This is a genomic window from Cyanobium sp. CH-040 (assembly GCF_024346135.1).
Lineage (GTDB): Bacteria > Cyanobacteriota > Cyanobacteriia > PCC-6307 > Cyanobiaceae > NIES-981.
In genome coordinates, this window is sequence record NZ_JAGQCJ010000011.1 from 84369 (window position 1) to 109809 (window position 25441).

The following is a 25441-nucleotide window of genomic DNA, read 5'->3' on the forward strand; positions in this document are numbered from 1 at the left end:
GCAGAGCCATCCCGGTTCTGGTGGGCATGCCGAGGTTGACCTGCCCGTTGAGGCCCCGCCGCATGACCGGTTCATCGCTTCCATCCGCCGCCGCTTCGGCCACCGCTCCACCGGCCACCGCTCCACCGGCCACCGCTCCACCGGCCGCCGCTCCACCGGCCGCCGCTCCACCGGCCGCCGCTCCACCGGCCGCTGGCCAGCCGCCCCTCAGCCCGCCCCTCAGCAAGATCGAGCAGGCCAAGGCCGAGCTCTGCGGCCTGGAGCTGGCCCCCCGGCTGGAGGAGCTGGGCCGCCAGGGATGGGAGGCCCTCGATGAGGCCACGCTCACCATCCGCCTCAAGTGGCTGGGCATCTTCTTCCGCCCCGTCACCCCGGGCCGCTTCATGGTGCGCCTGCGCCTGCCCAACGGCGTGATCCGCGCCGAGCAGCTGGAGGTGCTGGCCGAGGCGGTGGACCGTTGCGGTGAGCATGGAAGCGCCGACATCACCACCCGCCAGAACATCCAGCTGCGCGGCCTGCTGCTGGAGGACATGGCCCCCCTGATGGCGGCCCTGGAGGGGGTGGGGCTGACCAGCCGCCAGTCGGGCCACGACAACCCCCGCAACATCACCGGCAACCCCCTGGCCGGCATCGATCCCGAGGAGTTCCTCGACACCCGGCCGTTGGTGGACGCCATCCAGGCGGCCCTGCTGGGCCCTGCCGGCCCGCGCAACCTGCCCCGCAAGTTCAATGTGGCCGTGGGCGGCGCCCCCGACAGCTTCCTGCTCCACAACGACCTCGCCTACCTGCCGGCCCTGCGCGCGGGCGACCTGGGCTTCACGGTGATGGTGGGCGGCTTCTTCTCCGCCCAGCGCAACGAGCTGGCCATCCCCCTGGGGCTGTGGCTGCCGGCCGGGCAGCTGCCCGCATTCACCCTGGCGGTGCTGCGCCATTACGAGCGCGCAGGCAACCGCCAGCAGCGCAACAGGAGCCGGCTGATGTATCTGGTCGATCAGCTCGGCCTGGAGGGCTACCGCCAGGCGGTGCTCGCCAGCTGGCAGGAGCTGGCGGCCGATCTGGGACCGGAGCTGGGCGGTGACCCGGCGGCCGCCTGCCCCCACGACGGCAGTCACCTGGTGAGCCGCGCCCCCCGCGACGGCCTCGGCCTGCAGCCGCAGAAGCAGGAGGGGCTGCACTGGCTGGGGCTGCACGTGCCCATGGGGCGTCTCGACGGCGAGGCCATGACGGAGCTGGCGCGGCTGGCGCGCACCCACGGCAGTGGCGAGCTGCGGCTCACCGAGGCCCAGAACGCCCTGATCGTGAACGTGCCCGCCGAGCGCGTTGAGGCTCTGCTGGCCGAGCCGCTGCTGCAGCGCCTCCGCCCCGACCCCTCCCCCCTGCAGGCCGAGGCGGTGAGCTGCACCGGCAACGCCTACTGCGGCTTCGCCCTGATCCCCACCAAGGGCACGGCCCAGGCGGTGCTCGAGGAACTGGAGCGGCGCGTGGAGCTGCCCCACGCCGTGCGCATGCACTGGACCGGCTGCCCCAACGCCTGCGGCCAGCCCTACATGGGCCAGATCGGCCTGATGGGCGCCAAGGCCCGCAAGGACGGCCAGATGGTGGAGGCCGCCAAGATCTTCCTGGGCGGGTCCATGGAGGCCGAGCCGAAGCTCGCCGAGCTGCACGACAAGGGCGTGCCGCTCAGCGACCTGCCGGACGTGCTCGAAGAGCTGCTGGTGGAGCGCTTCGGGGCCCGCCGCCGCACTTCGGCCGGCGCCTGAGTCCGATGGGGGTTCCCCAGGCAGCGCGGGTGGTCTCCGGCCCCTGGCCCGGGCTGGGGCAGCGGCAGCGCTGCGCCGCCCTTAGGGTCGAGCGGCAGTGGCGCTGCGGCCGCGCAGATGCGCCGCTCACCCTGGAGTGAATCCCCTGGTTTCCGCCCAGCCCAGTCCCGCGGACCTGCCCGCCAGCGGCGATCCCGCCCGCTGGCCCTGGCTGCAGCGGCTGCGCCGCGACCCTGCCCTGACCGTGGAGCCCTGGCTGAGGGCCATCGAAACCGGTGCGCTGACGCCGGAGGCCGACCTGCTCACGGCGCTGGCCGCGCAGCTCGATGCGGCCGCCGAGCTGCGTCTGCTGCGCTGGTGGGCCGCCCAGCCCTCTCCCGATCCCCGGTTGCCGGCATTGCTGGGCCGCCACCGCGATCCGCGGCTGGGCGCCTGGCTTCTGGCCCGGCTGCAGGACGGGCCAGCGGCCCTGGCGGCCGGCCTGGCCCCGGTGGTGGCGGAGGGGCTGTTGCCGCTGCTGGGGGCGCAGCGGCTGCCCCAGGCCTGGCCGGTGTTGAAGCGCTGGCTGCTGGCGCCGGTTGCCGGGCCGCTGCGGCGCGCGGCCCTGGAGGGCGTCGCCGTAGGCCTGCCGGTGTGGCCCCGGGCCGATCTGCGCGGCTGCCTCCAGGGGCTGGCGGCTGATCTCGACCCCCGCCTGGCGGCCGGGGCGGTGGATCTGCTCGCCCGCCTGCCCCGCAGCCGCCGGCTGCTGCTGCCCCTGGCCCGGCGCGGGCTGGATCCCTCGGTGGCCCTGCGCCTGCAGCGCCGTCTGGCGGCGACGCCGGTGCAGCCGCTGCTGCTGGTGGTGCATGGCCGCAGTGGCGGCGTGCTGCCCGCCGAGGTCCTCGACCTGGCGCAGGAGCTGGAGCAGCGGCGCGGGGCGCCGGTGCGGTTGCAGGCGCTCACGGCCGCCTCCCCGCCGGAGGCCGGTTCCTGGCTGCGGTCGGGACCGCAGCTCACCCTGGTGCCGCTGCTGCTGCTGCCGGGTGGCCATGTGCGCCACGATCTGCCCGCCATCGCCGCCCACTGGCGCCGCCTCACGCCCCTGCTGCGCCTGCCCTTCCTCGGTGCCTGGCCCCGCTGGCAGGCGGGTCTCGCCGCCGAGGTGCAGGCCCTGGCCGCTGCCCATGCCGGGCCCGGCCTGCAGCCGCTGCTGCTGCATCACCCGCTCACCACCCCCCTGGCCGGGCGCTACCTGGCCCGGCTGGAGCAGGTGAGCGGCGGGCGCGCGCACGCCACTCCATACAGTGCCGGGGAGCTTGCCGAGTTCCAGCTGCCCCGTTCAGCCCCGGCCCTGCCCCTGGCCCTGGCGGCCAACCGCTTCACCGATCGGCTGGGCGATCGGGTGGGACCCCCCTTGCTGCAGCGGCCGGCCCTGCGCCAGCTGCTGCTCGAGGAGCTGGAGGCCCTGCCGTGACCAGCCCGGACCCGCCGGCACCCGGCAGCCCTCCGGCCGGCAGTGGCACGGTGTACCTGGTGGGCGCCGGACCCGGCGATCCCGAGCTGCTCACCGTGAAGGCCGAGCGCCTGCTGCGGCGCTGCGATGCCCTCGTCTACGACTCGCTGGTGCCCAGGGCCCTGCTCGACCTGGTGCCCCCCGGCTGCGAGCGCCACTTCGTGGGCAAGCGCCGCGGCCACCACTCGGTGCCCCAGCCCAGCACCAACGCCGTGCTGGTGGATCTGGCCGGGCGTCACCGCTGCATCGTGCGCCTCAAGGGCGGCGATCCCTTCCTGTTCGGGCGCGGCGGCGAGGAGGCCGCCCACCTGGCCGCCCAGGGCGTGCCGGTGGAGGTGGTGCCGGGCGTCACCGCCGGTATCGCCGCTCCGGCCTATGCCGGCATTCCCGTCACCCACCGCAGCGCCGGCTCCAGCGTCACCTTCGTGACAGGCCACGAGGAGATCGACAAACAGCGCCCCGGGGTGGACTGGCGCGGCCTGGCCCGCAGCAGCGACGGGCTGGTGATCTACATGGGCCTGCACAACCTGCACCGCATCGCCGAGGAGCTGCTGGCGGGCGGGCTCGCCGCCGACACCCCGGCCGCCGTGATCCAGCAGGGCACGGTTCAGGGCCAGCGGTTGCTGCTCAGCCCCCTCGCCGAGCTGGCCGAGCGGGCGGAGGCCGCGGGTTTCGCCTCCCCCTCGATCGTGGTGGTGGGGGAGGTGGTGGCCCAGCGGGTGAGCGCCTGCAGCCCCACCCCGGCGGCCGTGGAGATGCCGATCCCCTTCTGATCGGCCGGGTGCCGCTGCCCGGATCAGTCGAGCTGCAGCACGCCGCGGGTGCGCTGGCGGCGCCGCTGATCCTGGGCCTCGAAGCGCTGCATGCAGTCGCCCTGGGGGGCCAGCAGGCAGTTCACGTAGTCGGAGGCGTCCACCAGGGCGGCACGGATGGCCTTGCCCACGGGTGTGCGCTGGGTCTCGCTGCTGGAGTTGTCGTAGCGGAACGTGCCCGCCGCCCCCACCAGGGCCTGGCCGCCGCGGCTCATCGGCACCCCCAGGATCGTGAGGCCCGCGGCGGGCAGCAGGTTCACCCCCTGCTGCCGGCTCTCGGCCGTGCTCGTGGCCGTGCCCTCCACCGTGCGGAAGCCCACCACCTCACCGGTGGTGCTGTCCACCACGCGGATGTCGATGGCCACGTAGTCGGTGGTTTCCGCCTGTTCGCTGCGGCCGCCGATGCCCAGCAGGCTCATGCCGCTGCCGGAGGTCTTGGTCGCCACGTTCGACTCGTAGGAGCTCACGGTGCCCAGCACGATGTAGCGGGCCCCGGTCATCTGGCCCCGCTGGGCCGCGGCGGGACCCTGCCGCACGATGCCCAGCTCCGCCAGCTCCTGCTCGGAGAGCACCGCCTTGAGGTTGCTGCGCTCCACCACCTGCACGCCGCCGCCGGCCTGCAGCTCATTGGCCAGGGCCGCCGAGAGATCCTCCGCCACCGGGCCGCTCCACCACCAGGACTGGTTGACGGTGTTCTTGAACTCGGGCACCGACACCGTGGGGCGCCCTGCCGGCGCCTGGGCCAGGGCCGGTGCGGCGCCGATGCCCACCGCCAGGGTGAGCAGCAGGGCGGCGCTGGTGGCGGTGGTGCGGGTCATGGGGTCTGATCGCCTGGCGTGTCGGAGCCCATTCAACCAATCCCGGCCAGTCCGCGGCTGGTGAAGCGCAGGCGGGCCAGGTGAGGGGCTGAGGGGCGGGAACGCTGCCCGGTGAGGGGCGACCAAGCTGAAGAGAATCGGAACTCTGCGGGTCCGGATTCGGTTTTGGTAGTACTCGCCACGGTTGGCGGTGCTGGCGCTTCGGTTCACTTGAGCACCGCCCAACCCGCCACCCGGGCGCTCCCGCCATGGCCGCCACACCCCTCCGCCGAAACCCCCATCTGCTGGAGAGTCAACCTCCGGCGCCGCCGCACGCTGAGCGCTCAACGGCGCTGCACAGCGTGCGGCCGGCGCCGATGTTCGAGCTGATCCCCTACGAGCGCTTCCGCGACACCCCCAGCGTGCGCTTCTTCGACATCACCGTCGCCGAGTCCAACGCCCGCGACCTGGTGGTGCATGCCGGGCCGGCCGTCTCCCCTCCCGATGACGAGAGCGGCGCCTGGCAGTTCTATCTGCATCCCCACCAGGAGGACAACCTGCTGGCCCTGCACGGCGGCCGCACCTTCTTCCTGGTGAACTTCGGCTGGAACTACCCGTTCCACATCGTGCGGCTGGAAACCGGGGGCGACATCCTGCGCATCCCTCCCGGCACCTTCCACCGCTCGGTGTCCGACGCCGAGGGCTCGGTGGTGCTGAACCAGGCCGTGCGCGAGGAGAACGCCAGCCTGGTGCGCGAGTTCCGGGTGTACAGCAGCCGCCGGATCCCGCGGCTGTTCGCCACCACCTGCAACACCGCGCCCCTGCCGAAGCTGCACGGCTTCAACTGGTAGGCGACAGGGTCAGGGGCTGGGCCTGAAGGCCGTCACGTCCACCCCCTGGCCGGCCGACACCAGGCCGGTGTTGGTGTGGGTGGCGTCCAGCATGTCGGCCTCGATTGCCCACTCGAACGTGCTCTCCACCCCCGGCGGGCCGGAGAAGCTGCCGGTGATCGCAGCGGTGAGCTCCGGTTTGGACGACGTGGCCAGGGTGATGTAGCGGTCGTCGATGACACCCATGCCGCTGGGGTCGAAGCCGCGCCAGCCGGCGCCGGGGAGGTACACCTCGGCCCAGGCGTGCAGGTCGTAGCGCTCGGGTTTGGGCTCCACCAGGTGGTAGCCGCTCACGAAACGGGCCGGCAGCCCCACGCAGCGGCAGGCTTCCACCATCAGCATCGCCAGGTCGCGGCAGGAGCCCACCCGCTCCTTGAGGGTGCGGCCGGCGGGCCAGGCCGGACCGATGTGGCGCTGGGTGTACTTCACCCGGTCCTGGATGATCTCCACCAGCTGCTGCAGATACATCAGCGCCCGCTGGTCGCTGCCCATCAGCGCCTCCTGGGCCAGGTCCACGGCGGCGGGGTCGTGCTGGCCGTTGGGGAGCCAGCCATCCAGCGCACCCATCAGGTCGCTGTTGAGGTGGCCCACCGGGTAGGGCAGGTGGGGCTCGTTCTCCTCCAGGCAGGCCTGCAGCAGCGGCGCCGTCTCCGTTTCCACCACGCTGGTGGAGCGCACCAGGAACTCATCGCTGCCGCCCTGGAAGCGGGCCCGCAGGATCTCGTCGCCGCTTGCGGCCAGCAGCGGATACAGCCGTGAGGGTTCCGGGCTGATCTCCAGCCGGAAGTCCACCAGCTTCTGGAAGCCGTGGCCCCGGGGCTTGAGGCAGAAGCGGTGGGGGCCCAGCAGCACCGGGGCGCTGTAGCGGTAGGTGAACGTGTGGGTTACGCGAGCACGCATGCCGGATCAGTGCTGGCGGTGTGGACGGTGACGGCGGCCTCGCCGCCGGCGATGAAGTAGCGCTTCTCGATCAGCTCATGGAGCCGGTTGAGGTCGCTCTGCAGGGCATCGATGGATTCGTGCAGCCCGCTGGCGATCAGATCCTCGATGCGCGTGTAGCTCCAGCGGGCCAGGGTGAGGCCGCTGAGGCACTCCAGCTCGTCGGGCACGGCGGGCACCGCCTGGCCCTGCACGATGTGCAGGGTTTCGTGGATGCGCTGCAGGCAGTAGCGCACCGAGCGCGGGAAGATCGGGTTGAGCAGCAGGAAGGCGGCCACCGCCTTGGGTTCGATCGCCTGCTGGCGGGCCTGCCGGAACATCTGGTAGGCGCCGGCGCTGCGCAGCAGCGAGATCCACTGCAGCTCGTCCAGCACGCCGCCCACCTCATCCGGGGAGGGCAGCAGCAGGAAGTACTTCACGTCCAGGATGCGGGTGGTCTTGTCGGCCCGCTCCAGCAGCCGCCCCAGGCGGCTGAACTGCCAGGAGAGATCGCGGCTGAGGGTGGCGTCGGTGATGCCGTAGAAGAGCTGACAGGCGCGCCGGATCTCGCGCAGCACCTCCTGGGGCGGCTGGTTCCAGAACCGCTCGCTCTCCTGCAGGGTCCAGTAGATGTCGTTGATCTGCTCCCACATCTCCGTGGTGATCACCTCGCGGATCTGACGGGCGTTCTCGCGGGCGTGGCGGATGCAGTTGATGACACTGCTGGGATTGGCATCCGCCCGAACCAGGAACTCCACCACGTCGTTGGGGGAGCCGCCGGGGTAGAGCTCGTCGAACAGCTCCCGGTCGCCGCTGGCATCGATCAGCGGCAGCCAGGGTTCGGCGCTGCCGGGCGGGCAGTCGAGGGCCATGGCCTCGCTCACCTCCACGAAGCGGGAGATGTTCTCGGCCCGCTCCACGTAGCGGTTGATCCAGTAGAGCGAATCGGCGACGCGGCTCAGCATGACGGCTCTCCCACGATCCAGGTGTCCTTGCAGCCTCCGCCCTGGGAGGAGTTCACCACCAGTGAACCGCGCCGCAGGGCCACCCGGGTGAGCCCGCCGGGGCTCACCCACGAGCCCTTGCCCCGCAGCACGTAGGGCCGCAGGTCCACGTGACAGGGAAACAGTTCCCCCTCACTGAGCGATGGCACGGTGGAGAGTTCCAGGGTGGGCTGGGCGATGTAGTTGCGGGGGTTGGCGCGGATCTTGTCGGCGAACTCGGCGATCTCCTCCGGCGGGGCATGGGGACCGATCAGCATGCCGTAGCCGCCGGCCTCGGCCACCGCCTTCACCACCAGCTCGTTGAGATGGGCGAGCACGTAGGCCTGGTCGTCGGGCCGCGAGCAAAGGTAGGTGGGCACGTTCTCGATGATCGCCTCCTGGCCCAGGTAGTAGCGGATCATCTCCGGCACGTAGGCGTAGATCAGCTTGTCGTCGGCCACGCCGGTGCCGGGGGCGTTGGCGATCGCCACCCGGCCGGCCCGGTAGGCCTCCATCAGACCCCGCACCCCCAGCACCGAATCACTGCGGAACACGGCGGGGTCGAGGAAGTCGTCGTCGATGCGGCGGTAGATCACATCCACCAGTTCCAGGCCGCCGGTGCTGCGCAGCCACACGCGATCGTCCTGGCACACCAGGTCGCGGCCCTCCACCAGCTGGATGCCCATCTGCTGGGCCAGGTAGCTGTGCTCGAAGTAGGCGCTGTTGTACACGCCGGGGGTGAGCAGCACCACCTTGGGGGTTTCCGTCCAGGGGGCCAGCTCCCGCAGGGTCTGCAGCAGGTGGGAGGGGTAGTCGTCGATCGGCTGCACGGTGCGGCCGGCGAACAGGCTGGGGAACATGCGCTTCATCACGCGCCGGTTCTCCAGGAAGTAGGCCACCCCGGAGGGGCAGCGCAGGTTGTCCTCCAGCACCCGCCAGGTGCCCTGGCCGTCGCGCACCAGATCGAGGCCGGAGATGTGGCACCACTTGCCCAGGGGCGGCTTGAAGCCCATCAGCTGGGGCCGCCAGCCCTGGGAGCTCACCACGTCCTCGCGCGGCACCACGCCGTCGTTGAGGATGCGCTGCTCGCCGTAGACGTCGGCCAGGAACAGGTCGATCGCCTCCAGGCGCTGGATCAGGCCGCGCTCCAGGCGCTGCCAGTCGCTGCTGCTGATCAGGCGCGGCAGTGGATCGAAGGGCAGGATGCGCTCCAGGCCGCGCTCGCCGGAGTCGTTGAGGCGGAAGGTGGCCCCGAGACGCTTGAGCAGGTTGCCGGCTGCGGCGTGGTTGCGGTTCAGTTCCTCCAGTCCGAGCTGACCCAGGGAGGTGAGCAGGGGCCGCAGGGCGCCGCGGGGCTCGTCGAAGGCGCTGAAGTACTCGTCGTAGCCGCGGCTGGGGCGGTAGTCGGTGAACATGGCGGGCCAGGGCGGCACTGCCGGATCATCCGAGAGCGGGTGGGGCTTTCCCGGTGTGGGTTGTTACGAAACCCCCACCGCTGTTACAGCAGGACGTAGCGCTGCGCCATCGGCAGCTCCGTGGCCGGCTCGCAGGTGAGCAGCTCGCCGTCGGCGAACACCTCGTAGGTCTGGGGGTCCACGTCCACCTTCGGCAGGGCGGTGTTGTTCTTCATCGCCCCCTTGCCGATGCCGCCGCGGGTGTTCACCACCGGCACGCAGGGGCGCTGCAGGCCCAGCTGGCGGGGGATGTCGGCGTCGAGGGCGGCCTGGCTCAGGAAGGTGAGGCAGCTGGGGGCCAGGGCCGAACCGAAGGCGGCGAACATCGGCCGGCCGTGCACCGGTCCGGGGGTGGGGATTGAGGCGTTGGCGTCGCCCATCTGCGCCCACACGATCGAGCCCCCCTTGATCACCAGCTCCGGCTTCACCCCGAAGAAGCCCGGCTTCCACAGCACCAGGTCGGCCAGCTTGCCCACCTCCACCGAGCCGATCTGGGAATCGAGGCCGTGGGCGATCGCGGGGTTGATCGTGGTCTTGGCGATGTAGCGCTTGAGGCGGGTGTTGTCGTTGCGGGCGCTGTCTTCAGGGAGCGGGCCGCGCTGCACCTTCATCTTGTGGGCGGTCTGGAAGGTGCGGGTGATCACCTCGCCCACCCGGCCCATGGCCTGGGAGTCGCTGGCGATGATCGAGAAGGCGCCCAGGTCGTGGAGGATGTCCTCGGCGGCGATCGTCTCGCGGCGGATGCGCGATTCGGCGAAGGCCACGTCTTCCGGGATCCTGGGATCCAGGTGGTGACACACCATCAGCATGTCGAGGTGCTCCTCGAGCGTGTTCACCGTGTAGGGTCGGGTCGGGTTGGTGCTGCTGGGCAGCACGTTGGCTTCGCCGCAGATCCTGATGATGTCGGGGGCATGGCCGCCGCCGGCCCCCTCGGTGTGGAAGGTGTGGATCGTGCGGCCGCCGATGGCGCGGATCGTGTCCTCGACGAAGCCCGCCTCGTTGAGGGTGTCGGAGTGGATGCACACCTGCACGTCGAGCTGGTCGGCCACGGTGAGGCAGCAGTCGATGGCGGCGGGGGTGGTGCCCCAGTCTTCGTGGAGCTTGAGGCCGCAGGCGCCGGCGCGCACCTGCTCCTCGATCGCCTCGGGGGTGGAGGCGTTGCCCTTGCCGTAGAAGCCCAGGTTCACCGGCAGCCCCTCAGCCGCCTGCAGCATGCGGGCGATGTGGAAGGCGCCGGGGGTGCAGGTGGTGGCGTTGGTGCCGGTGGCCGGGCCGGTGCCGCCCCCCAGCAGGGTGGTGACGCCGCTGGCCAGGGCCGTCTCGATCTGCTGGGGGCAGATGAAGTGCACGTGGGTGTCGATCGAGCCGGCGGTGAGGATGTGGCCCTCGCCGGCGATCGCCTCGGTGCCCGGGCCCACCACGATCGTCACCCCCGCCTGGGTGTCGGGGTTGCCGGCCTTGCCGATGGCGCAGATGCGGCCGTCGCGCAGGCCCACATCCGCCTTGACGATTCCCCACCAGTCGAGGATCAGGGCGTTGGTGATCACCGTGTCCACCGCCCCGGCAGCTCGGGTGGTCTGGGCCTGGCCCATGCCGTCGCGGATCACCTTGCCGCCGCCGAACTTCACCTCGTCGCCGTAGACGGTGAAGTCCTTCTCCACCTCCAGGATCAATTCGGTGTCGGCCAGCCGCAGCCGGTCGCCCGTGGTGGGGCCGTAGGTCTCGGCGTAGGCGCGGCGGGAGATGCGGTAGGGCATGGGGGGGTCAGTCGAGGGGGCCGTTCACCAGGCCGTTGAAGCCCACCACGCGGCGATCGCCGGCGAAGGGCACCAGGTTCACGCTGCGGCTGTCGCCGGGTTCGAAGCGGATCGCCGTGCCGGCGGGGATGTCGAGCCGCAGTCCGCGGGCGGCCTCGCGGTCGAACTCCAGGGCGCTGTTGGCTTCGTGGAAGTGGAAATGGGAGCCCACCTGCACGGGCCGGTCACCGGTGTTGGCCACCTGCACCGTGGTCACCGGCCGGCCGGCGTTGAGCTCGATCTCGCCCGCTTCGGGGATCAGTTCGCCGGGGATGAGAGGGGGCATAGCGGCGGATGGGGATGACAAAGGTGCGGGCTCAGCGGATCGGGTCGTGCAGCGTCACCAGCTTGGTGCCGTCGGGGAACACCGCCTCGATCTGCACCTCGTGCACCAGCTCCGGCACCCCCTCCATCACCTGCTCGCGGCTCAGCCAGCCGCTGCCCTCCTCCATCAGCTGCGCCACGGTCTTGCCGTCACGGGCGCCCTCGAGCACCTGGAAGCTGAGCCAGGCCACCGCTTCCGGGTGGTTGAGCCGCAGGCCCCGCAGCAGCCGCCGCTCCGCCAGCAGGGCGGCGGTGACGATCAGCAGCTTGTCCTTTTCCTGGGGGGTGAGGTGCATCGGCGTCAGGCTGGCACGGAACCGCTCCACCCGCAGCCTGGCAGTGACGGCGGCGGCTGGCCCGTTCAGGGCGAACCCTGCGGCAGCCAGGGAGTCTCCTGGAAGGGCCACACCCGCGGCAGCTGCGGCCTGGCCAGTCCCCGCGCCGCCCGGCTGAGCGCCCACAGGCGTGTGAACCAGTAGCGGGCGGCCTGGCTGGAGCCGCCGCGGTAGCGGGCGATCAGGCCCTGCTCCAGGCAGCCCACCGCCATCTCGCCCTCCAGCCCCGCCCGGGCGGCCCGGGCCTCGGCGGCCAGCTCCGCCAGCCGCTGCGCCGGCAGCCCGTCGGGGGCCGCCCACACCAGCGTGCCCAGCACCGGCTGGCCGTCCATGCCGTGCGCACTGGCAAGCGCCTCGCCCTCCAGGCTGAGGCGGTCCACCAGCTCCCAGCGCTCTCCGCCGGGACCCAGGCGCACCACCTCCAGGGCGGAGCGCCAGCAGCCCGCCCCCAGCCCCTCGCCGGCGGCACTGCGGCCCAACCGCACCAGCTCGGCCCCCAGCCAGCTGGCCCCCGGCGCCAGCTCCACCCGGCAGTGCTGCCCATAGAGGCCGTCGGCGTAGAGCACCAGCTCCTGGGGCAGCCATTCCAGATCGGCCCCCGCCTCCAGGCGCATGCACAGGGTCTGGGTGGCCCAGCGCCGGCCGGCGCCCCGCCGGCGGAAGCGGCCCACCGAGCCGTACACCTTCTGGGCGGCCACGGTGGTGAGCAGGCCGCGGCTGCCCGGGGCCCCCTCCACCTCCACCGTCAGGCCGTCGCCCCCCACCAGCCCGCCGGCCGTGTGCAGCAGCGGCAGCTGCAGCCGCCCCTCGCCGGCGGCATAGGCCCGCTGCCACTTCAGCGGTGCCGTGGCGCCGGCCCGGTAGCGCCCCGGTTCGCTCTCCAGCCGCAGCCAGGCCCGCGCCTGCCAGCCCGCGGACGTCTCAGGCGGCGGCAACGGCGGGCCGGGCGTCGGCGGGCCATCGGGGTTGGCGGGCAATGCGGCGAGGCACATCAACCCCGACCCTGGCAGAGCCGCGGCCTCCCATGCTGTGATCGTGGGGCAAGCCAGGGGTGCGCCGGGGCGTCGCCATGGATCCACCGGTGTTCCGCAGCCGTCATCCCGGCCCGCCACCCGAGCCGGCGCCCGCCTGGCGGCTGCCGCTCACGGCCGACGAGCGCAGCCGCTGCCGCGGGCTGCGCCGCACGGCCTGCGGTGTGCCGGTGCTGCTGCAGCTGCCGCGGGGGGAAGCCCTGCGGCCGGGTGAATGGCTGTGCTGCGACGGCCCCGAGCAGCGCTGGCTGCAGGTGACGGCTGCGCCCGAGCCGCTGCTGCGGGTGCGGGCCGGCGATGCCCTGGCCCTGCTGCAGGCCGCCTATCACCTGGGCAACCGTCACGTGGCGCTGGAGATCCGCCCCGCAGAGCTGCGGCTGCCGGACGATCCGGTGCTGGCCCACCTGCTCGAGCACCGCGGCCTGGAGGTGCTCCGGATCACGGCCCCGTTCGAGCCGGAGAGCGGTGCCTACGACCACAGCCACAGCCACGACCCCAGCCCCGGCGCGGGGCCGGGCTGAGGGTGGCGATGGGTCTGGAGCTGCTGCGCCTGTTTCAGCTGGTGAGCCCGGCCCTGCCGGTGGGGGCCTTCTCCTATTCCGAGGGCCTGGAGGTGCTGGTGCAGAGCGGCCGGCTGGCCGATGCCGCCGCGGTGCGGGCCTGGCTGGAGGCGGAGCTGGAGCGCGGCCTGGTGGCGATCGAAGCGGCCCAACTGCCGGAGCTGATGCGGCGTCTCGCCGCCGGCGAGCTGGATGCCGCGGCGGAGCGGGACGGCTGGCTGCTGGCCCAGCGGGAGGCGGCCGAGCTGCGCGCCCAGCAGCGCCAGATGGGGCGCTCGCTGCTGCAGCTGCTCACCGATCTGGGCTGGCCCCTGCCGCGGCCCCTGGCCCTGGGCTGGACCGGGGCCTGGGCCTGGGCGGGGGTGTGCCTGGAGCTGCCGCCGCAGGCGGTGCTGGAGGCCTACCTGCACGGCTGGACCGCCAACCAGCTCAGCGCCGCGGTGCGGCTGGTGCCGCTCGGCCCCACGCAGGCCCAGCGCCTGCAGCTGGCGCTCGCACCCCTGATCGCCGCGCGCGCCGCGGCGCTGTACGGGGCCTGCCAGGCGGGAGCGGATCCCATCGCCGACGGGCTCTGGAGCAGCGGCGTGGGCGCCGGCCTGGCCCAGCTCCGCCATGCTGAGCTCTACTCCCGGTTGTTCAGGAGCTGAGCGGCGCGATGAGCAAGCTGCGCGTGGGTGTGGCCGGCCCGGTGGGCTCGGGCAAGACCGCCCTGGTGGAGGCCCTGTGCCGGCGGCTGCGCCAGCGCCTGCAGCTGGCGGTGGTGACCAACGACATCTACACCCAGGAGGACGCCCAGTTCCTCACCCGCGCCGGTGCCCTGGAGCCCGAGCGCATCCGCGGCGTGGAGACCGGCGGCTGCCCCCACACCGCCATCCGTGAGGACTGCTCGATCAACCGGGCGGCGGTGGCGGAGCTGGAGGCGGCCTTCCCGGATCTGGATCTGGTGCTGGTGGAGAGCGGCGGCGACAACCTGGCCGCCAGCTTCAGCCCCGAGCTGGTGGACCTGTGCATCTACGTGATCGATGTGGCCGCCGGCGACAAGATCCCGCGCAAGGGAGGCCCGGGCATCACCCGCTCCGATCTGCTGGTGATCAACAAGATCGACCTGGCGCCGCTGGTGGGGGCGAGCCTCGACGTGATGGAGGCCGACACCGAACGCATGCGGCCCGGCCGCCCCTGGTGCTTCACCAACATCCGCAGTGGCGAAGGGGTGGAGGCCGTGGAGAACTTTCTGCTGCAACAGCTACCGAACTGAGGCCCGATCGGTTCGCCGTGAGCGCTGGGTTGTGGTTGGTTTAACAAAGGGTGGCTGTTGCTACAAGTGCGGTCCCGCGGCCTGCATAGCGTCGCCTCTACCGCTCTGAAGGAGCGGACCTTTCGTCGGGAATCCCCACAGCTTTGATGAAACCCTCCTTTCTGCGCGGCGCCCTGTCGCAGCGTTCCCCCCTGCGCCTGGTGGCGGGCACCACGGCATTGACCCTGTCGTTTTCCCTGGTGGCCTGCGGCGGCGGTGAGCAGGCCGCCGGAGACTTCGACGGTGAAGTGAAGGTCGGGATCCTGCATTCCCGCTCCGGCACCATGGCCATCTCCGAGAACACGGTGGCCGAAGCCGAGCTGATGGCCATCGAAGAGATCAACAATGCCGGCGGCATCACGATCGATGGCAAGAAGCTGAAGATCGTGCCCGTCGAGGAGGACGGCGCCTCCGACTGGCCCACCTTCGCCGAGAAGGCCAAGAAGCTGATCGATCAGGATCAGGTGGCCGTGGTGTTCGGTGGCTGGACCTCGGCCAGCCGCAAGGCCATGCTGCCGGTGTTCGAAGCCAAGGATCATTTCCTCTTCTACCCCATCCAGTATGAGGGTCAGGAATGCTCCAGGAACATCTTCTACAGCGGCGCCACCCCCAACCAGCAGGCCGAGCCTGCCGTGTCCTGGCTGCTGGAGAACAAGGGCAAGGATTTCTTCCTGGTGGGCTCGGATTACGTGTATCCGCGCACGGCCAACACCATCATCAAGGAGCAGCTCAAGGTTGAGGGCGGCAATCTGGTGGGTGAGGACTACCTGCCCCTCGGCAACACCGAGGTTGCCCCGATCATCGCCAAGATCAAGCAGGCGCTGCCCAATGGTGGCGTGATCGTCAACACCCTCAACGGCGACAGCAACGTCGCCTTCTTCAAGCAGCTGAATGCGGCCGGCATCACCCCGGCCAACGGCTACGCGATCATGAGCTTCTCGATCGCCGAGGAGGAGGTGGCGGCGATCGGCCCCGAGTTCCTCGAAGGCACCTTCGCCGCCTGGAACTTCTTCCAGAGCCTCGATACACCGGCCTCCAAGAAGTTCACGGAATCCTTCAAGGCCAAGTATGGCGACAACCGGGTGACCAATGACCCGGCTGAATCGGCCTACAACATGGTGTACCTCTGGGCCAAGGGCGCCGAGAAGGCCAACAGCGTGGACGACAACAAGGTACGTGAAGCGCTGATCGGCGTGACCTTCGACGCTCCCCAGGGTCCGATCGAAGTGATGCCCAACCATCACACCACCGAGCTGGTGATGATCGGTGAGGTGCAGAAGGACGGCATGTTCAAGATCATCGAGAACAAAGGGGTCGTCAAGCCGCTGGCCTGGAACCAGTTCGTGCCCGAAACCAAGGGCTACACCTGCGACTGGACCCAGGACCGTCCCGACGCCGGCAAGTTCAAGCTGTGATCGGCGAGGCTCCGATCGGCTGATCTGACGGCACGACCCGTTCCATCCCGGGGGGAGTCATCTCCCCCCGTTTCTGTTCATTCCCATCGCCTTGTCCCCGCGGGGACACCATGACTGCACTTCTCGACACGCTCTTCAACGGTCTGGCGATCGGTTCGGTGCTGATGCTCGCCGCCCTCGGCCTGGCCGTGGTGTTCGGGCTGATGGGCGTCATCAACATGGCCCATGGCGAATTGATGATGCTCGGCGCCTACACCACCTTTGTGGTGCAGAACCTGTTCAAGACCGGTCCACTGCAGGGACTGTTCCCTGCCTACATCCTGCTGGCCATTCCGGCGGCCTTTCTCGTCAGCGGTCTGGCCGGCCTGCTGCTCGAGAAGACGGTGATCCGCCGTCTCTACGGACGACCTCTGGAAACCCTGCTGGCCACCTGGGGGGTGAGCCTGATCCTGCAGCAGTTCGTGCGCTCCGTGTCCACGGCCTTCGCCCTCGGTCTGATCGCCGCCGTGGTGCTGGCCCTGCTGGCGCCCCGGTTCATGCCCCAGGCCTGGTGGCAGCAACGCTGGACACCGCTGCTGTCCGTGGGCCTCTGGATTGCGGCCGCCGCCGCGGGCATCGCCCTGGCCTCGGGCCTGGGCAACGTGCGCGCGCTCGATCAGCCCTGGTTCAGCGCCCGCAACATCGACGTCAGCGCACCCCAGTGGCTGCGCGGCTCGGTCGACGTGGTGGGCGTGACCATGCCCACCGGTCGTCTGTTCATCATCGCCCTCACGGCCCTGGCCCTGCTGGCGGTGCACTGGTTCCTGCAGAAGAGCGTCTGGGGCATCCGCATCCGCGCCGTGACCCAGAACCGGCCGATGAGCAACTGCCTGGGCATCCCCACCGAGACGGTGGATGCCCTCACCTTCCTGGTGGGATCCGGGCTGGCCGGCGTGGCCGGGGTGGCCGTGACGCTGCTGGGCTCGGTGGGGCCGAACCTGGGGGGCAACTACATCGTGGACTGCTTCATGGTGGTGGTGCTGGGCGGCGTGGGCAAGCTGCTCGGCACCGTGGTGGCGGCCCTGGGGATCGGCATCCTCAGCTATGTGATCGGCTCCGGTTCGCTGCTGCTGGTGTGGCCCGCCATGCCCAGCGGGCTGAATGAACTGGTGACCTTCTTCGCCACCACCTCGATGGCCAAGGTGCTGGTGTTCGCGCTGATCGTGGTGTTTCTGCAGTTCAGGCCCGCCGGCCTGTTTCCGCAGAAGGGCCGCATGGTGGAGGCCTGAGCGATGGCGGACCTGCTCTCCAGCCGCGCCCTGCGTCGCGGTCTTCCCTGGGTGCTGATCGTGCTGCTGGCGCTGCTGCTGCCGGCCGTGCTGCCACCCTTCCGGCTGAATCTGCTCGGTCGTTTTCTCTCCCTGGGCATCGTCGCCCTCGGGGTGGATCTGATCTGGGGCTTCACCGGCATGCTCAGCCTCGGACAGGGCATCTTCTTCGCCCTGGGCGGCTATGCCCTGGGCATGTACCTCTCCCTCAATTCGCTGGAGCCGGGCCAGCTGCCCGAGTTCTTCTCCCTCTACGGGGTGCAGAGCCTGCCCGCCTTCTGGCAGCCCTTCGCGTCGCCGCTGTTCACCCTCCTCGCCCTGTGGGTGATCCCGGCGCTGGTGGCCGGCGTGCTCGGCTATCTGGTGTTCCGCAACCGCATCAAGGGGGTCTACTTCTCGATCCTCACCCAGGCGGCCCTGCTGGTGTTCTTCAACTTCTTCAATGGCCAGCAGAAGCTGATCAACGGCACCAACGGCCTCAAGACCGACACCGCCCGGATCTTCGGCGCGCTGGTGGGCAGTGACGCCATGCAGCGCAATCTGTTCTGGCTCACCGTGGTGCTGGCGGTGGGCGCCTTTCTGCTCTGCCGCTGGCTCACCAGCGGCCGCTTCGGCGATGCCCTGATCGCCATCCGCGACGACGAGCCGCGCATGCGCTTCACGGGTTACAACCCCACCGCCTATAAGACCCTTGTGTTCGCCGTCGCCGGTGCCCTGGCGGGCATCAGCGGGGCGCTCTACACGGTGCAGTCGGGCATCGTCTCGCCGCAGTTCATGGCGGTGCCGTTCTCGATCGAGATGGTGATCTGGGTGGCGGTGGGGGGTCGCGGCACCCTGATCGGCGCCCTGCTGGGTGCGGTGCTGATCAACTACGCCAAGAGCCTGGTGAGCGAGGCGCTGCCGGAAACCTGGCTGTTCATCCAGGGGGGCCTCTTCCTGCTGGTGGTCACCGCCCTGCCCGATGGGCTGGTGGGCTGGTGGCGCAGCGGCGGCCCGGGCCACATCCAGGCGATGGTGGGCTGGCCGCCGCTGGCGGCCACCTATCCGGAGCTCGATCTCGACCCGGCCGTGCAGGCCGAGAAAGCCGAACTGGAAGGAGGTGCGCGATGAGCCCGCAGGCAACCGTCCCGGCGGCCGGTTCCCCGGAGCCGCCCCTGCTGGAGCTGCGCGGGGTGAGCGTGAGCTTCGATGGCTTCTGGGCCCTCAACGACCTCAACCTGCGCCTGGCACCCGGTGAGCTGCGGGCCGTGATCGGCCCCAACGGCGCCGGCAAGACCACCTTCCTCGATGTGATCACCGGCAAGCTGCGGCCCACCAAGGGGGAGGTGCTGTTCCGGGGCAGCTCCCTGGTGGGCACGGCCGAGCACCGCATCGCCCGGCTGGGCATCGGCCGCAAGTTCCAGACCCCGCGCGTGTATCAGAACCTCACCCCGCGCCGCAATCTGGAGCTGGCGGTGAGCCGGCGTTCCTCCCCCTTCGACCTCCTGTTCGGCCGCCTCGATGCCACCGCCCGCGACCGGGTGCAGCACCTGCTCGGCGTGGTCGGTCTCGAACCCCATGCCAACCACCGCGCCGGTGGCTTGTCCCACGGTCAGAAGCAGTGGCTGGAGATCGCCATGCTGGTGGCCCAGGATCCCCAGCTGCTGCTGGTGGACGAGCCGGTGGCGGGCCTCACCGACGAGGAGACCGAGCGCACCGCCGACCTGCTCAAGCAGCTGGCCGGCGAGCACACGGTGCTGGTGATCGAGCACGACATGGAGTTCATCCGCGATCTGCAGGCGCCGGTCACGGTGCTGCACGAGGGCCACGTGCTCTGCGAAGGCTCCATGGATCAGGTGCAGGTGGATCCGCGGGTGATCGAGGTGTATCTCGGCAGCGAGACAGAGGGGGAATTCCGATGAGCGCTCCGATCAGCGTTTCGACCAACGACCACAGGAGAGATCCCATGGGGGCGCCGATGGCGGCCACGCTCCAGATCCAGGGGCTGAATGTCTATTACGGCGAGAGTCACATCCTGCGCGACGTCGATCTGAGCGTGCAGCCGGGCCAGATGGTGTGCCTGATCGGCCGCAACGGCGTGGGCAAGACCACGCTGCTCAAGACCGTGATCGGCCTGCTGCGCCAGCGCAGCGGCGTGGTGGAACTGCTGGACCGGGACGTGTCGGCCCTGCCGCCCCATGCCCGCGCCCGCGGCGGCATCGGCTACGTGCCCCAGGGCCGGGAGATCATCCCCCAGCTCACGGTGCGCGAGAATCTGCTGCTGGGGATGGAGGCTCTCCCCGGCGGACTGGGGAAGAACCGCCGGATCGATCCCCTGGTGTTCGAGCTGTTTCCGGTGCTGGAGAAGTTCCTCGGCCGCCGCGGCGGCGACCTCTCCGGCGGCCAGCAGCAGCAGCTGGCCATCGCCCGCGCCCTGCTGGGCAAACCCAAGCTGCTGTTGCTCGACGAACCCACCGAAGGCATCCAGCCCTCGGTGGTGCTCGACATCGAGCGGGCCGTGCGCCGCATCATCGAGACCACCGGCATCTCCGTGCTGCTGGTGGAGCAGCACCTGCACTTCGTGCGCCAGGCCGACTGGTACTACGCGATGCAGAAGGGCGGGGTGGTGTCCAGCGGCCCCACCAGCGAGCTCAGCAAGGACGTGGTGGACCGCTTCCTGAGCGTGTGAGCGGCGCCGGCCCGGGGCCGGGCGTCAGCCCTCCAGCAGCCAACGCCAGAGGTGCTCCGCCGCCTCTGCCAGGCTGAGTCCCAGCCCGGCCGGGCTCCCATCCTCCTTGGACTCCCCAGCTGGAAGCCAGTCCTCCACCCAGGTCAGGGGATTCCCCGCCAGGTGGCTGATCGGCCGGCAGCCCAGGCTGTTGAGCAGCAGCCCCCCGCCGCTGGCCGCCAGATCCGCCTCCCCGATCTCGGCCTCGCGGACCAGCCCCAGCGCCAGGGCCCGGGCCCGCATCACCCCCGGCAGGCAGCCACTGCTCAGGGGCGGCGTGCACCAGCCGCCGCCGGTATGCACCAGCAGGTTGGCGCTGGTGGCGCAGCACAGCCCGCCGGCGGAACTGCGCAGCAGGGCGTCGTCGGCGCCGGCGGCGGCTGCCTGGCGGCGGGCCTGGACGGCGCTGCCGTAGCTGAAGGTCTTGGCGCGGCTGAGCAGGCTGGTGGCGCTGCGGGTTTCCGTGGGGCTCACGATCACCCGCACCGGCGCGAAGCAGGGACTGGTGGCGCTGAGCTGCAGCCAGAAGCGGTGCCGGCAGCCGGCGCGGATGGCGATCCCCCGGGCTCCGGCGGCGGCCGGGGTGCCGCGGCTCCAGTTCAGGCGCAGGGCGCCGGTGCTGATGGCGCTGCGGCGGATCGCCTCCGCGATCAGGGCTTCCACCTGAGCCAGCGGCGGTGGCGGCTCCATCCCCAGCAGGGCGGCACCCTCCGTCCAGCGCCGCAGGTGCTCGGCCAGCAGCCTGGGGCGGCCATCGAGCACCAGCACGGTCTCGAAGATGCCGTCGGCCAGCAGCAGGCCCCGGTCGGCCAGGGGCAGGCCCAGCTCGCCGGGCCGGCCCCAGCGGCCCGTGGGGGCGGGCGCGTCGATCCAGGCGATGTCCGGGTCTGCCATGGAGGCTGTGGTGAGCCCCCAGCCTGCCGGTTCAGACGCTCAGGAAGGACTCGGCGTCAAGTCCGTCCCCCGGCTGCACGCCCTCGAGCAGGGCCAGCAGCCGGCCCCGCTGCCGCACCTCGGTGCCTGTCGCCGTTCCCACCAGCGAGAGCGAGGCGAAGGAGAGACCGCCGTCGAGCAGCAGCAGATCCTTGCCGACGGTGAAATCGGTGATCGTGTCGCCACCACCCTTGCCGCTGAGCAGGAACCGGTCGCGCCCACCACCACCGGTGAGCCGGTCGCGGCCGATGCCGCCGTCGATCAGGTCGTCACCCTCGCGGCCGTCGATCGTGTCGTTGCCGGCACCTCCGCGGATCACGTCGTCGCCTGCGGTGCCGACGAGTGCATCGCGGTTGCCGCCGCGACCGAGGCTGCCGCTGATCTGGTCCCCAGCCAGCACCGAGTCGCTGCGCAGCCCCAGGTTCTGGATGCGGCCATCGAGGCCGGCCGCGGTGTCGGCCTGGGTGTAGGCCTGATCAGGGGTGCCATGCACGCTCTGCAGGAAGGTCTTGAGGGCCTGCTGCTCACCGAGGGCGTTGGCGGGCACCACACCGGCTTCGGTGAAGTTGCTGGATTCATCGATGGCGGCGCTGAGGCTGCCGTCATCGAGCAGGAAGCGGAAGTTGTCGCCGTTGGCCTTGATCGGATAGCCGTCGCCACCGTTCGCCAGGAAGTTGAGGATCACGGCGCTGAAGCTCTCCGGCGCCTGGTCGCTCACCTGGCCGTTCTCGATCAGCCGGGCGATCGGGCTGCCGTCGCCGTCGATGGCCACCACACTGCGCACCCGATCCCCGGCGGCGCGGCTGGGGTCGTAGGAGAAGCGGATCCCGCCGATCTGGGGAAAGCGCCCCTGGCCACCGAGCACCCCCACACCGTGCTCGAGGATGGCCTTGAGGCCTGCGGCCGTGGTGTCGAACACCATCAGGCGGTTGTTGAAGCGCAGCGAGTTCTCGATGTCCAGGGTGGACACCGCCCCCTGAGGTTTGGACGCGTCAGGGTTGGCGAGGGTGGGCTCCTTCTCGCCGGTGATCACGTCGATGGAGCCGATCTGGCTGCGGATGCCGCCGCCGTTCTTGAGCGAGGCCAGCACCATGCCGCCGCCCAGGGCTGAGCTGGCGGCGCTGAGGTTGGCGTCGGCCGTGAGGTTGCCGAGATTGGTCTCCTGGTTGCGCACCTGATTGCGCTCACCTTCGAGATACACCTCAGTGAAGCCCCACAGCTCTCCGTCCTTGGCGTTGATCACTCCCTGGACTGCGTCGGTGATTTCCTTCACCGCGGCGCCCTTCGTGCCGGCGGCAAAGGCGGTGCTGGCCAGTTCAGATTCCGAGACGCCCCAGGCTGCAGCAACATTCGCCGCGGTGGCGGCGATGGCGCCATTGATGGTGGGATCGAGGCTGCTGGGGATGATGTTGCCGTCGGCATCGAAATCCACCACCAGCCGGCCCAGGTAGGTGAATTCGTTGTCGGTGTTCACCAGCAGGGTGGTGCCGCCGTCGGCTCCGGTGAGCACCTGCGGGTAGGTGCCGGCGAAGTCGGCGGCATGGCCGGGAAAGGCCACGGGCACATCGTTGGCATCACCCAGGCGGGTGTTGGAGCCTGCCGCCAGGATGATGTCGACACCCTTCAGCAGGCCCGCCAGCTCGGTTTCCAGCTCGATCTGCTGCAGGTGGGCCATCAGCACGATCTTGTTGACGCCCTGGCTGATCAGGTCGTCGATCACCGGCTGCAGCTGGGCGGCCAGCAGGGCCATGTCGTTGGTCTTGCTGCCGTCGCCGGCGAAGCCCTTCACCTCCACCCCGCCGGTGGAAGAGATGGCTTCGACAATCTGGGTGGTGGCGCCCACCAGGCCGATCGGCTCACCGCCTTCGGTGATGACTGCGGACGGTACGAGACGGGATTTGAGGCTGGACGCCTCCTCGAGTCCCCCCACGCCGACGGTCTGGGTGAAGCGACCGGCCAGGGCAGGGTCGGCGGAGAAATCGAGGTTGGCGCTCAGATAGGGGAAGGCGGCATCGGTGAGGGCATCGGCGAAGGCGTTGGTGCCCAGGTCGAACTCGTGGTTGCCAACGGTGGAGGCCTCAACGCCGATGCGGTTGTGGATCTCGATGTCGCTCGCCCCGGGGTTGTCGCCTTTCTTGACGAGGTCAACAACGCTCGGATCAGTGCCGGCCGCCAGGAACGGCCCGGGTAGAAAATTGTCGCCCCCGGCCAGGATCAGGGTGTTGGTGTACTGATCGTCGTAGGCATCCACCAGCGCCGCCAGGTTGGGTGCGGTGGTGGAGGCGAGCAGACCCGCCTCCGCGTCAGCGAAGTGGAGCAGCTGGAGAGTGAAGCTGGCGGCCATGGCGACGGGTGGAGCCGTTCGGCCCCAGCCTGCGGGCAGCGGCCCGAACAGGCGGTAGTCCCCTTTCACCGAGCCGGTGTTGGCCGCTACGCCAGCGCCGCCAGCAGGGGCTGGAGCTTCCAGTCCAGCTCCTCGGCCTCGGCCTGGGGATCGGAATCGGCCACGATGCCGCAGCCGGCGTGGGCGCGCAGGCGCCGGCCCGCCACGAACAGCGAGCGGATCAGGATGCTGCTGTCGAAGCCGCCGGCGCCATCCAGCCGGAACAGGGAGCCGCAGTAGGGGCCGCGGGGCACCGGCTCCAGTTCGCCCAGCCGCTGGCAGGCGCGGATCTTGGGGGCGCCGGTGATCGAGCCCCCGGGCCAGCAGGCCCGCAGCAGGTCGGCCGCTCCGAGGCCTTCCCGCAGCCGGCCCCGCACCACCGAGGTGAGGTGATGCACCTGCCGGTAGCTCTCCAGCCCCACCAGCTGGGGCACCTCCACCGAACCGGGCCGGCACACCCGGCCCAGGTCGTTGCGCAGCAGGTCGACGATCATCACGTTCTCGGCCCGGTCCTTCACGCTGGTGACCAGCGCGGCGGCCGCATCGGCATCGGCCGTGGCATCGGCGTGGCGGGGGCGGGTGCCTTTGATCGGTCGGGTTTCCACCTCGCCCCGGGCGTTGAGCTGCAGGAAGCGCTCCGGTGAGGCCGAGAGCACCGCCTCCCCCGGGGCCGCCGCGCCGCCGATGGCCAGGCCGGCGAACGGGGCCGGGCAGTGGCGCCGCAGGCGCCCGTAGAGCGCCAGCAGCGCCGCGGCACTGGGCGGCTCGGCCAGCTCCTGCTCGCAGCAGGCGGTGAGGTTGGCCTGGAACAGATCACCGCTGGCGATGCGCTCGCGCAGGGCGGCCACGCCGGCGGCGAAAGCGGCGCGGGGGGTGTGCCAGTGCCAGTGCTCCAGGGGCAGCCGGGGCGGGGCGGTGGCCCCCGGGCTGGCATCACGGGCGGCGCGCTCCAGCCGGCGGGCCAGGGCCTCCAGCCGGCTGGGATCGTGCCCCTCCAGCCACTGCTGCCGCTGCCGGTGGTCGATCACCAGCAGGGGATCGGCCTGGATCGCCCAGAGCACGGCCATCTCCGGCCGCTGCCAGTGGGGGGCGGGCTCCAGCCAGGCGCCGGCCTCGTAGGCCAGCCAGCCCAGCCAGGGCCCGCCGCTGGCCTCCAGCTCGGCCAGGGCGGCGAAGGGATCTTCGGCGCCGGCCTCGCCGGGCAGACCGCGGCACACCCGTTCCGCCAGCGGCTCGAGGGCCAGCAGGCTGCGCCCGCCCAGGGCCGAACCGTCCCCGTCCAGCCACACCAGCCCCGGCCGCTCCAGGCCGGGCAGCAGCCGCTGCAGCAGCGCCTCCGGCTCGCACCAGGGCAGCGGCCGGCGCAGCGGTGCGCTCATGGCACCGGGCTGCTGCCGCTGGCCAGATCCGGCCGGCCCGCTTCGATCAGGGCGGCATCGCGGATGCGGCAGCTGTCGCACACGCCGCAGGGCCGCTCACCGCCGCTGTAGCAGCTCCAGGTGGCGGCGATCGGCACCCCCAGCCGCAGCGCCTCCTGCACGATGCGCGTCTTGCTCCACTGCACCAGCGGCGCCCAGAGGCGGGCGCCCCGGCCTTCGCGGCCGGCTCTGCTGGCCAGATCGGCGAGCCGCTGGAAGGCGTCCAGGTAGTCGGGGCGGCAGTCGGGATAGCCGGAGTAGTCCACGGCGTTCACCCCCAGCACCAGCCGCTCGGCGCCGCGGGCCTCGGCCAGGCTGAGCCCCAGGGCGATGAACACGGTGTTGCGGCCGGGCACGTAGGTGCTGGGGATCACCCCCTCCTGCAGGCCAGCGCTGGGTACGGGCAGGGCGGCGTCGGTGAGCGAGGAGCCGCCCCAGGCGGCCAGGTTCACGGCGATGGTGTGGTGCTCGGCCAGACCCAGGGCCTCGGCCACGGCGGTGGCGGCCTGCAGTTCGCGGCGGTGGCGCTGGCCGTAGTCGAAGGAGAGGCCGATCACGCGCATGCCCTGCTCGCGGGCCAGGGCGGCGGCGGTGGCCGAATCCAGCCCGCCCGAGAGCAGGGCGACGGCGGTGGGGGGCGCGGTGGTGGCGGCTGCCATGGCCCTCAGCGCACCCCCAGCCGCTTGTGGGTCTGCAGGCTGAGGCGCCAGGCTGGATTGGCCTTCACGTAGTCGATCGCCAGCCGGCGGCCCGCGTCGCTGTCCCAGCCCGGCTGCAGCAGCAGGGCGGGCCGGTTGCCGGCCGGGCAGCCCGCCCCCCAGGCCGCAGC

Annotated in this window: 25 protein-coding genes and 1 pseudogene; 13 read left to right on the forward strand and 13 right to left on the reverse strand. The window is 71.1% G+C overall.

Going from position 1 to position 25441, the window contains the following annotated elements; translation table 11 throughout:
• Positions 1–62: 62 nt before the first annotated feature.
• Genes KBY90_RS10915 through cobA form a run of 4 tightly spaced genes read left to right on the forward strand, consistent with a single transcriptional unit; the run spans position 63 to position 4028 of the window.
• The gene (locus KBY90_RS10915) at positions 63–1760 is read left to right on the forward strand and encodes a ferredoxin--nitrite reductase (protein ID WP_254968654.1); all 1698 of its coding nucleotides are present in this window, start codon (positions 63–65) and stop codon (positions 1758–1760) included.
• Positions 1761–1765: 5 nt separating this feature from the next.
• Complete coding sequence (locus tag KBY90_RS10920) at positions 1766–1900, forward strand: hypothetical protein (protein WP_254968656.1); 135 nt, start codon at positions 1766–1768, stop codon at positions 1898–1900.
• A complete protein-coding gene (locus KBY90_RS10925) occupies positions 1897–3216 on the forward strand; it encodes a CbiX/SirB N-terminal domain-containing protein (RefSeq protein ID WP_254968658.1) in 1320 nt (439 codons plus the stop codon). Before KBY90_RS10920 ends, KBY90_RS10925 begins: the two co-directional genes overlap by 4 nt.
• The gene (gene cobA / locus KBY90_RS10930; protein ID WP_254968659.1) at positions 3213–4028 is read left to right on the forward strand and encodes a uroporphyrinogen-III C-methyltransferase; all 816 of its coding nucleotides are present in this window, start codon (positions 3213–3215) and stop codon (positions 4026–4028) included. The genes KBY90_RS10925 and cobA overlap by 4 nt, the downstream gene beginning before the upstream one ends.
• Positions 4029–4051: 23 nt before the next feature.
• Here cobA and KBY90_RS10935 read toward each other — a convergent pair whose 3' ends face one another.
• On the reverse strand, positions 4052–4885 hold the full coding sequence (locus tag KBY90_RS10935) for a CsgG/HfaB family protein (RefSeq protein WP_254968660.1): 834 nt from the start codon (positions 4883–4885) through the stop codon (positions 4052–4054).
• 356 nt (positions 4886–5241) lie between these two features.
• On the opposite strand from KBY90_RS10935, the gene KBY90_RS10940 reads away from it, so the two are divergent.
• On the forward strand, positions 5242–5715 hold the full coding sequence (locus KBY90_RS10940) for a redox protein (protein ID WP_254968687.1): 474 nt from the start codon (positions 5242–5244) through the stop codon (positions 5713–5715).
• 9 nt (positions 5716–5724) lie between these two features.
• Here KBY90_RS10940 and KBY90_RS10945 read toward each other — a convergent pair whose 3' ends face one another.
• From KBY90_RS10945 to KBY90_RS10975, 7 genes are all read right to left on the reverse strand, one after another.
• Positions 5725–6654, reverse strand: coding sequence for a transglutaminase family protein (locus KBY90_RS10945; RefSeq protein ID WP_254968661.1), 930 nt, complete (start codon positions 6652–6654; stop codon positions 5725–5727).
• Positions 6639–7637, reverse strand: coding sequence for an alpha-E domain-containing protein (locus KBY90_RS10950; protein WP_254968662.1), 999 nt, complete (start codon positions 7635–7637; stop codon positions 6639–6641). Before KBY90_RS10950 ends, KBY90_RS10945 begins: the two co-directional genes overlap by 16 nt.
• Positions 7631–9070, reverse strand: a complete 1440-nt coding sequence (locus KBY90_RS10955) for a circularly permuted type 2 ATP-grasp protein (RefSeq protein WP_254968663.1) — start codon at positions 9068–9070, stop codon at positions 7631–7633. The genes KBY90_RS10950 and KBY90_RS10955 overlap by 7 nt, the downstream gene beginning before the upstream one ends.
• A gap of 83 nt (positions 9071–9153) precedes the next feature.
• Positions 9154–10866 carry an urease subunit alpha gene (gene ureC / locus KBY90_RS10960; RefSeq protein WP_254968665.1) on the reverse strand — a complete coding sequence of 571 codons (1713 nt, stop codon included), beginning with the start codon at positions 10864–10866 and terminating at the stop codon, positions 9154–9156.
• 7 nt (positions 10867–10873) lie between these two features.
• A complete protein-coding gene (locus tag KBY90_RS10965; protein WP_254968666.1) occupies positions 10874–11191 on the reverse strand; it encodes an urease subunit beta in 318 nt (105 codons plus the stop codon).
• Positions 11192–11222: 31 nt separating this feature from the next.
• Complete coding sequence (locus KBY90_RS10970; protein ID WP_254968688.1) at positions 11223–11525, reverse strand: urease subunit gamma; 303 nt, start codon at positions 11523–11525, stop codon at positions 11223–11225.
• Positions 11526–11590: 65 nt separating this feature from the next.
• A complete protein-coding gene (locus KBY90_RS10975; protein ID WP_254968668.1) occupies positions 11591–12556 on the reverse strand; it encodes an urease accessory protein UreD in 966 nt (321 codons plus the stop codon).
• Between the two features lie 59 nt (positions 12557–12615).
• On the opposite strand from KBY90_RS10975, the gene ureE reads away from it, so the two are divergent.
• The 8 genes from ureE (at position 12616) to urtE (ending at position 19839) form a co-directional block, all read left to right on the forward strand.
• Entirely contained in the window at positions 12616–13116 is a 501-nt protein-coding gene (gene ureE, locus KBY90_RS10980) for an urease accessory protein UreE (protein WP_254968669.1), read from the forward strand.
• 8 nt (positions 13117–13124) lie between these two features.
• Entirely contained in the window at positions 13125–13802 is a 678-nt protein-coding gene (locus tag KBY90_RS10985) for an urease accessory protein UreF (RefSeq protein ID WP_254968670.1), read from the forward strand.
• 8 nt (positions 13803–13810) lie between these two features.
• Entirely contained in the window at positions 13811–14410 is a 600-nt protein-coding gene (gene ureG / locus KBY90_RS10990) for an urease accessory protein UreG (RefSeq protein WP_254968671.1), read from the forward strand.
• A 146-nt stretch (positions 14411–14556) separates the two neighbouring features.
• Positions 14557–15864 (forward strand): urea ABC transporter substrate-binding protein, encoded by a 1308-nt coding sequence (urtA, locus tag KBY90_RS10995; protein ID WP_254968672.1) that lies wholly within the window; start codon positions 14557–14559, stop codon positions 15862–15864.
• Between the two features lie 110 nt (positions 15865–15974).
• The gene (urtB, locus tag KBY90_RS11000; RefSeq protein WP_254968673.1) at positions 15975–17132 is read left to right on the forward strand and encodes an urea ABC transporter permease subunit UrtB; all 1158 of its coding nucleotides are present in this window, start codon (positions 15975–15977) and stop codon (positions 17130–17132) included.
• A gap of 3 nt (positions 17133–17135) precedes the next feature.
• A complete protein-coding gene (urtC, locus tag KBY90_RS11005; protein WP_254968674.1) occupies positions 17136–18281 on the forward strand; it encodes an urea ABC transporter permease subunit UrtC in 1146 nt (381 codons plus the stop codon).
• Positions 18278–19072: an urea ABC transporter ATP-binding protein UrtD gene (gene urtD / locus KBY90_RS11010; RefSeq protein ID WP_254968675.1), complete on the forward strand. Its 795-nt coding sequence runs from the start codon at positions 18278–18280 to the stop codon at positions 19070–19072. Before urtC ends, urtD begins: the two co-directional genes overlap by 4 nt.
• A 56-nt stretch (positions 19073–19128) precedes the next feature.
• The gene (urtE, locus tag KBY90_RS11015) at positions 19129–19839 is read left to right on the forward strand and encodes an urea ABC transporter ATP-binding subunit UrtE (RefSeq protein WP_254968676.1); all 711 of its coding nucleotides are present in this window, start codon (positions 19129–19131) and stop codon (positions 19837–19839) included.
• Between the two features lie 24 nt (positions 19840–19863).
• Here urtE and KBY90_RS11020 read toward each other — a convergent pair whose 3' ends face one another.
• The 5 genes and pseudogenes from KBY90_RS11020 to KBY90_RS11040 all read right to left on the reverse strand — a co-directional run.
• A complete protein-coding gene (locus tag KBY90_RS11020) occupies positions 19864–20772 on the reverse strand; it encodes an aminotransferase class IV (protein ID WP_254968677.1) in 909 nt (302 codons plus the stop codon).
• Between the two features lie 31 nt (positions 20773–20803).
• Positions 20804–23155: a bifunctional metallophosphatase/5'-nucleotidase gene (locus KBY90_RS11025; RefSeq protein ID WP_254968678.1), complete on the reverse strand. Its 2352-nt coding sequence runs from the start codon at positions 23153–23155 to the stop codon at positions 20804–20806.
• An 86-nt stretch (positions 23156–23241) separates the two neighbouring features.
• A complete protein-coding gene (locus tag KBY90_RS11030; RefSeq protein ID WP_254968679.1) occupies positions 23242–24573 on the reverse strand; it encodes an anthranilate synthase component I family protein in 1332 nt (443 codons plus the stop codon).
• On the reverse strand, positions 24570–25271 hold the full coding sequence (gene queC / locus KBY90_RS11035; RefSeq protein WP_254968680.1) for a 7-cyano-7-deazaguanine synthase QueC: 702 nt from the start codon (positions 25269–25271) through the stop codon (positions 24570–24572). The genes KBY90_RS11030 and queC overlap by 4 nt, the downstream gene beginning before the upstream one ends.
• 5 nt (positions 25272–25276) lie before the next feature.
• Positions 25277–25441 (reverse strand): annotated as a pseudogene (locus KBY90_RS11040) (7-carboxy-7-deazaguanine synthase QueE); the annotation flags it as partial.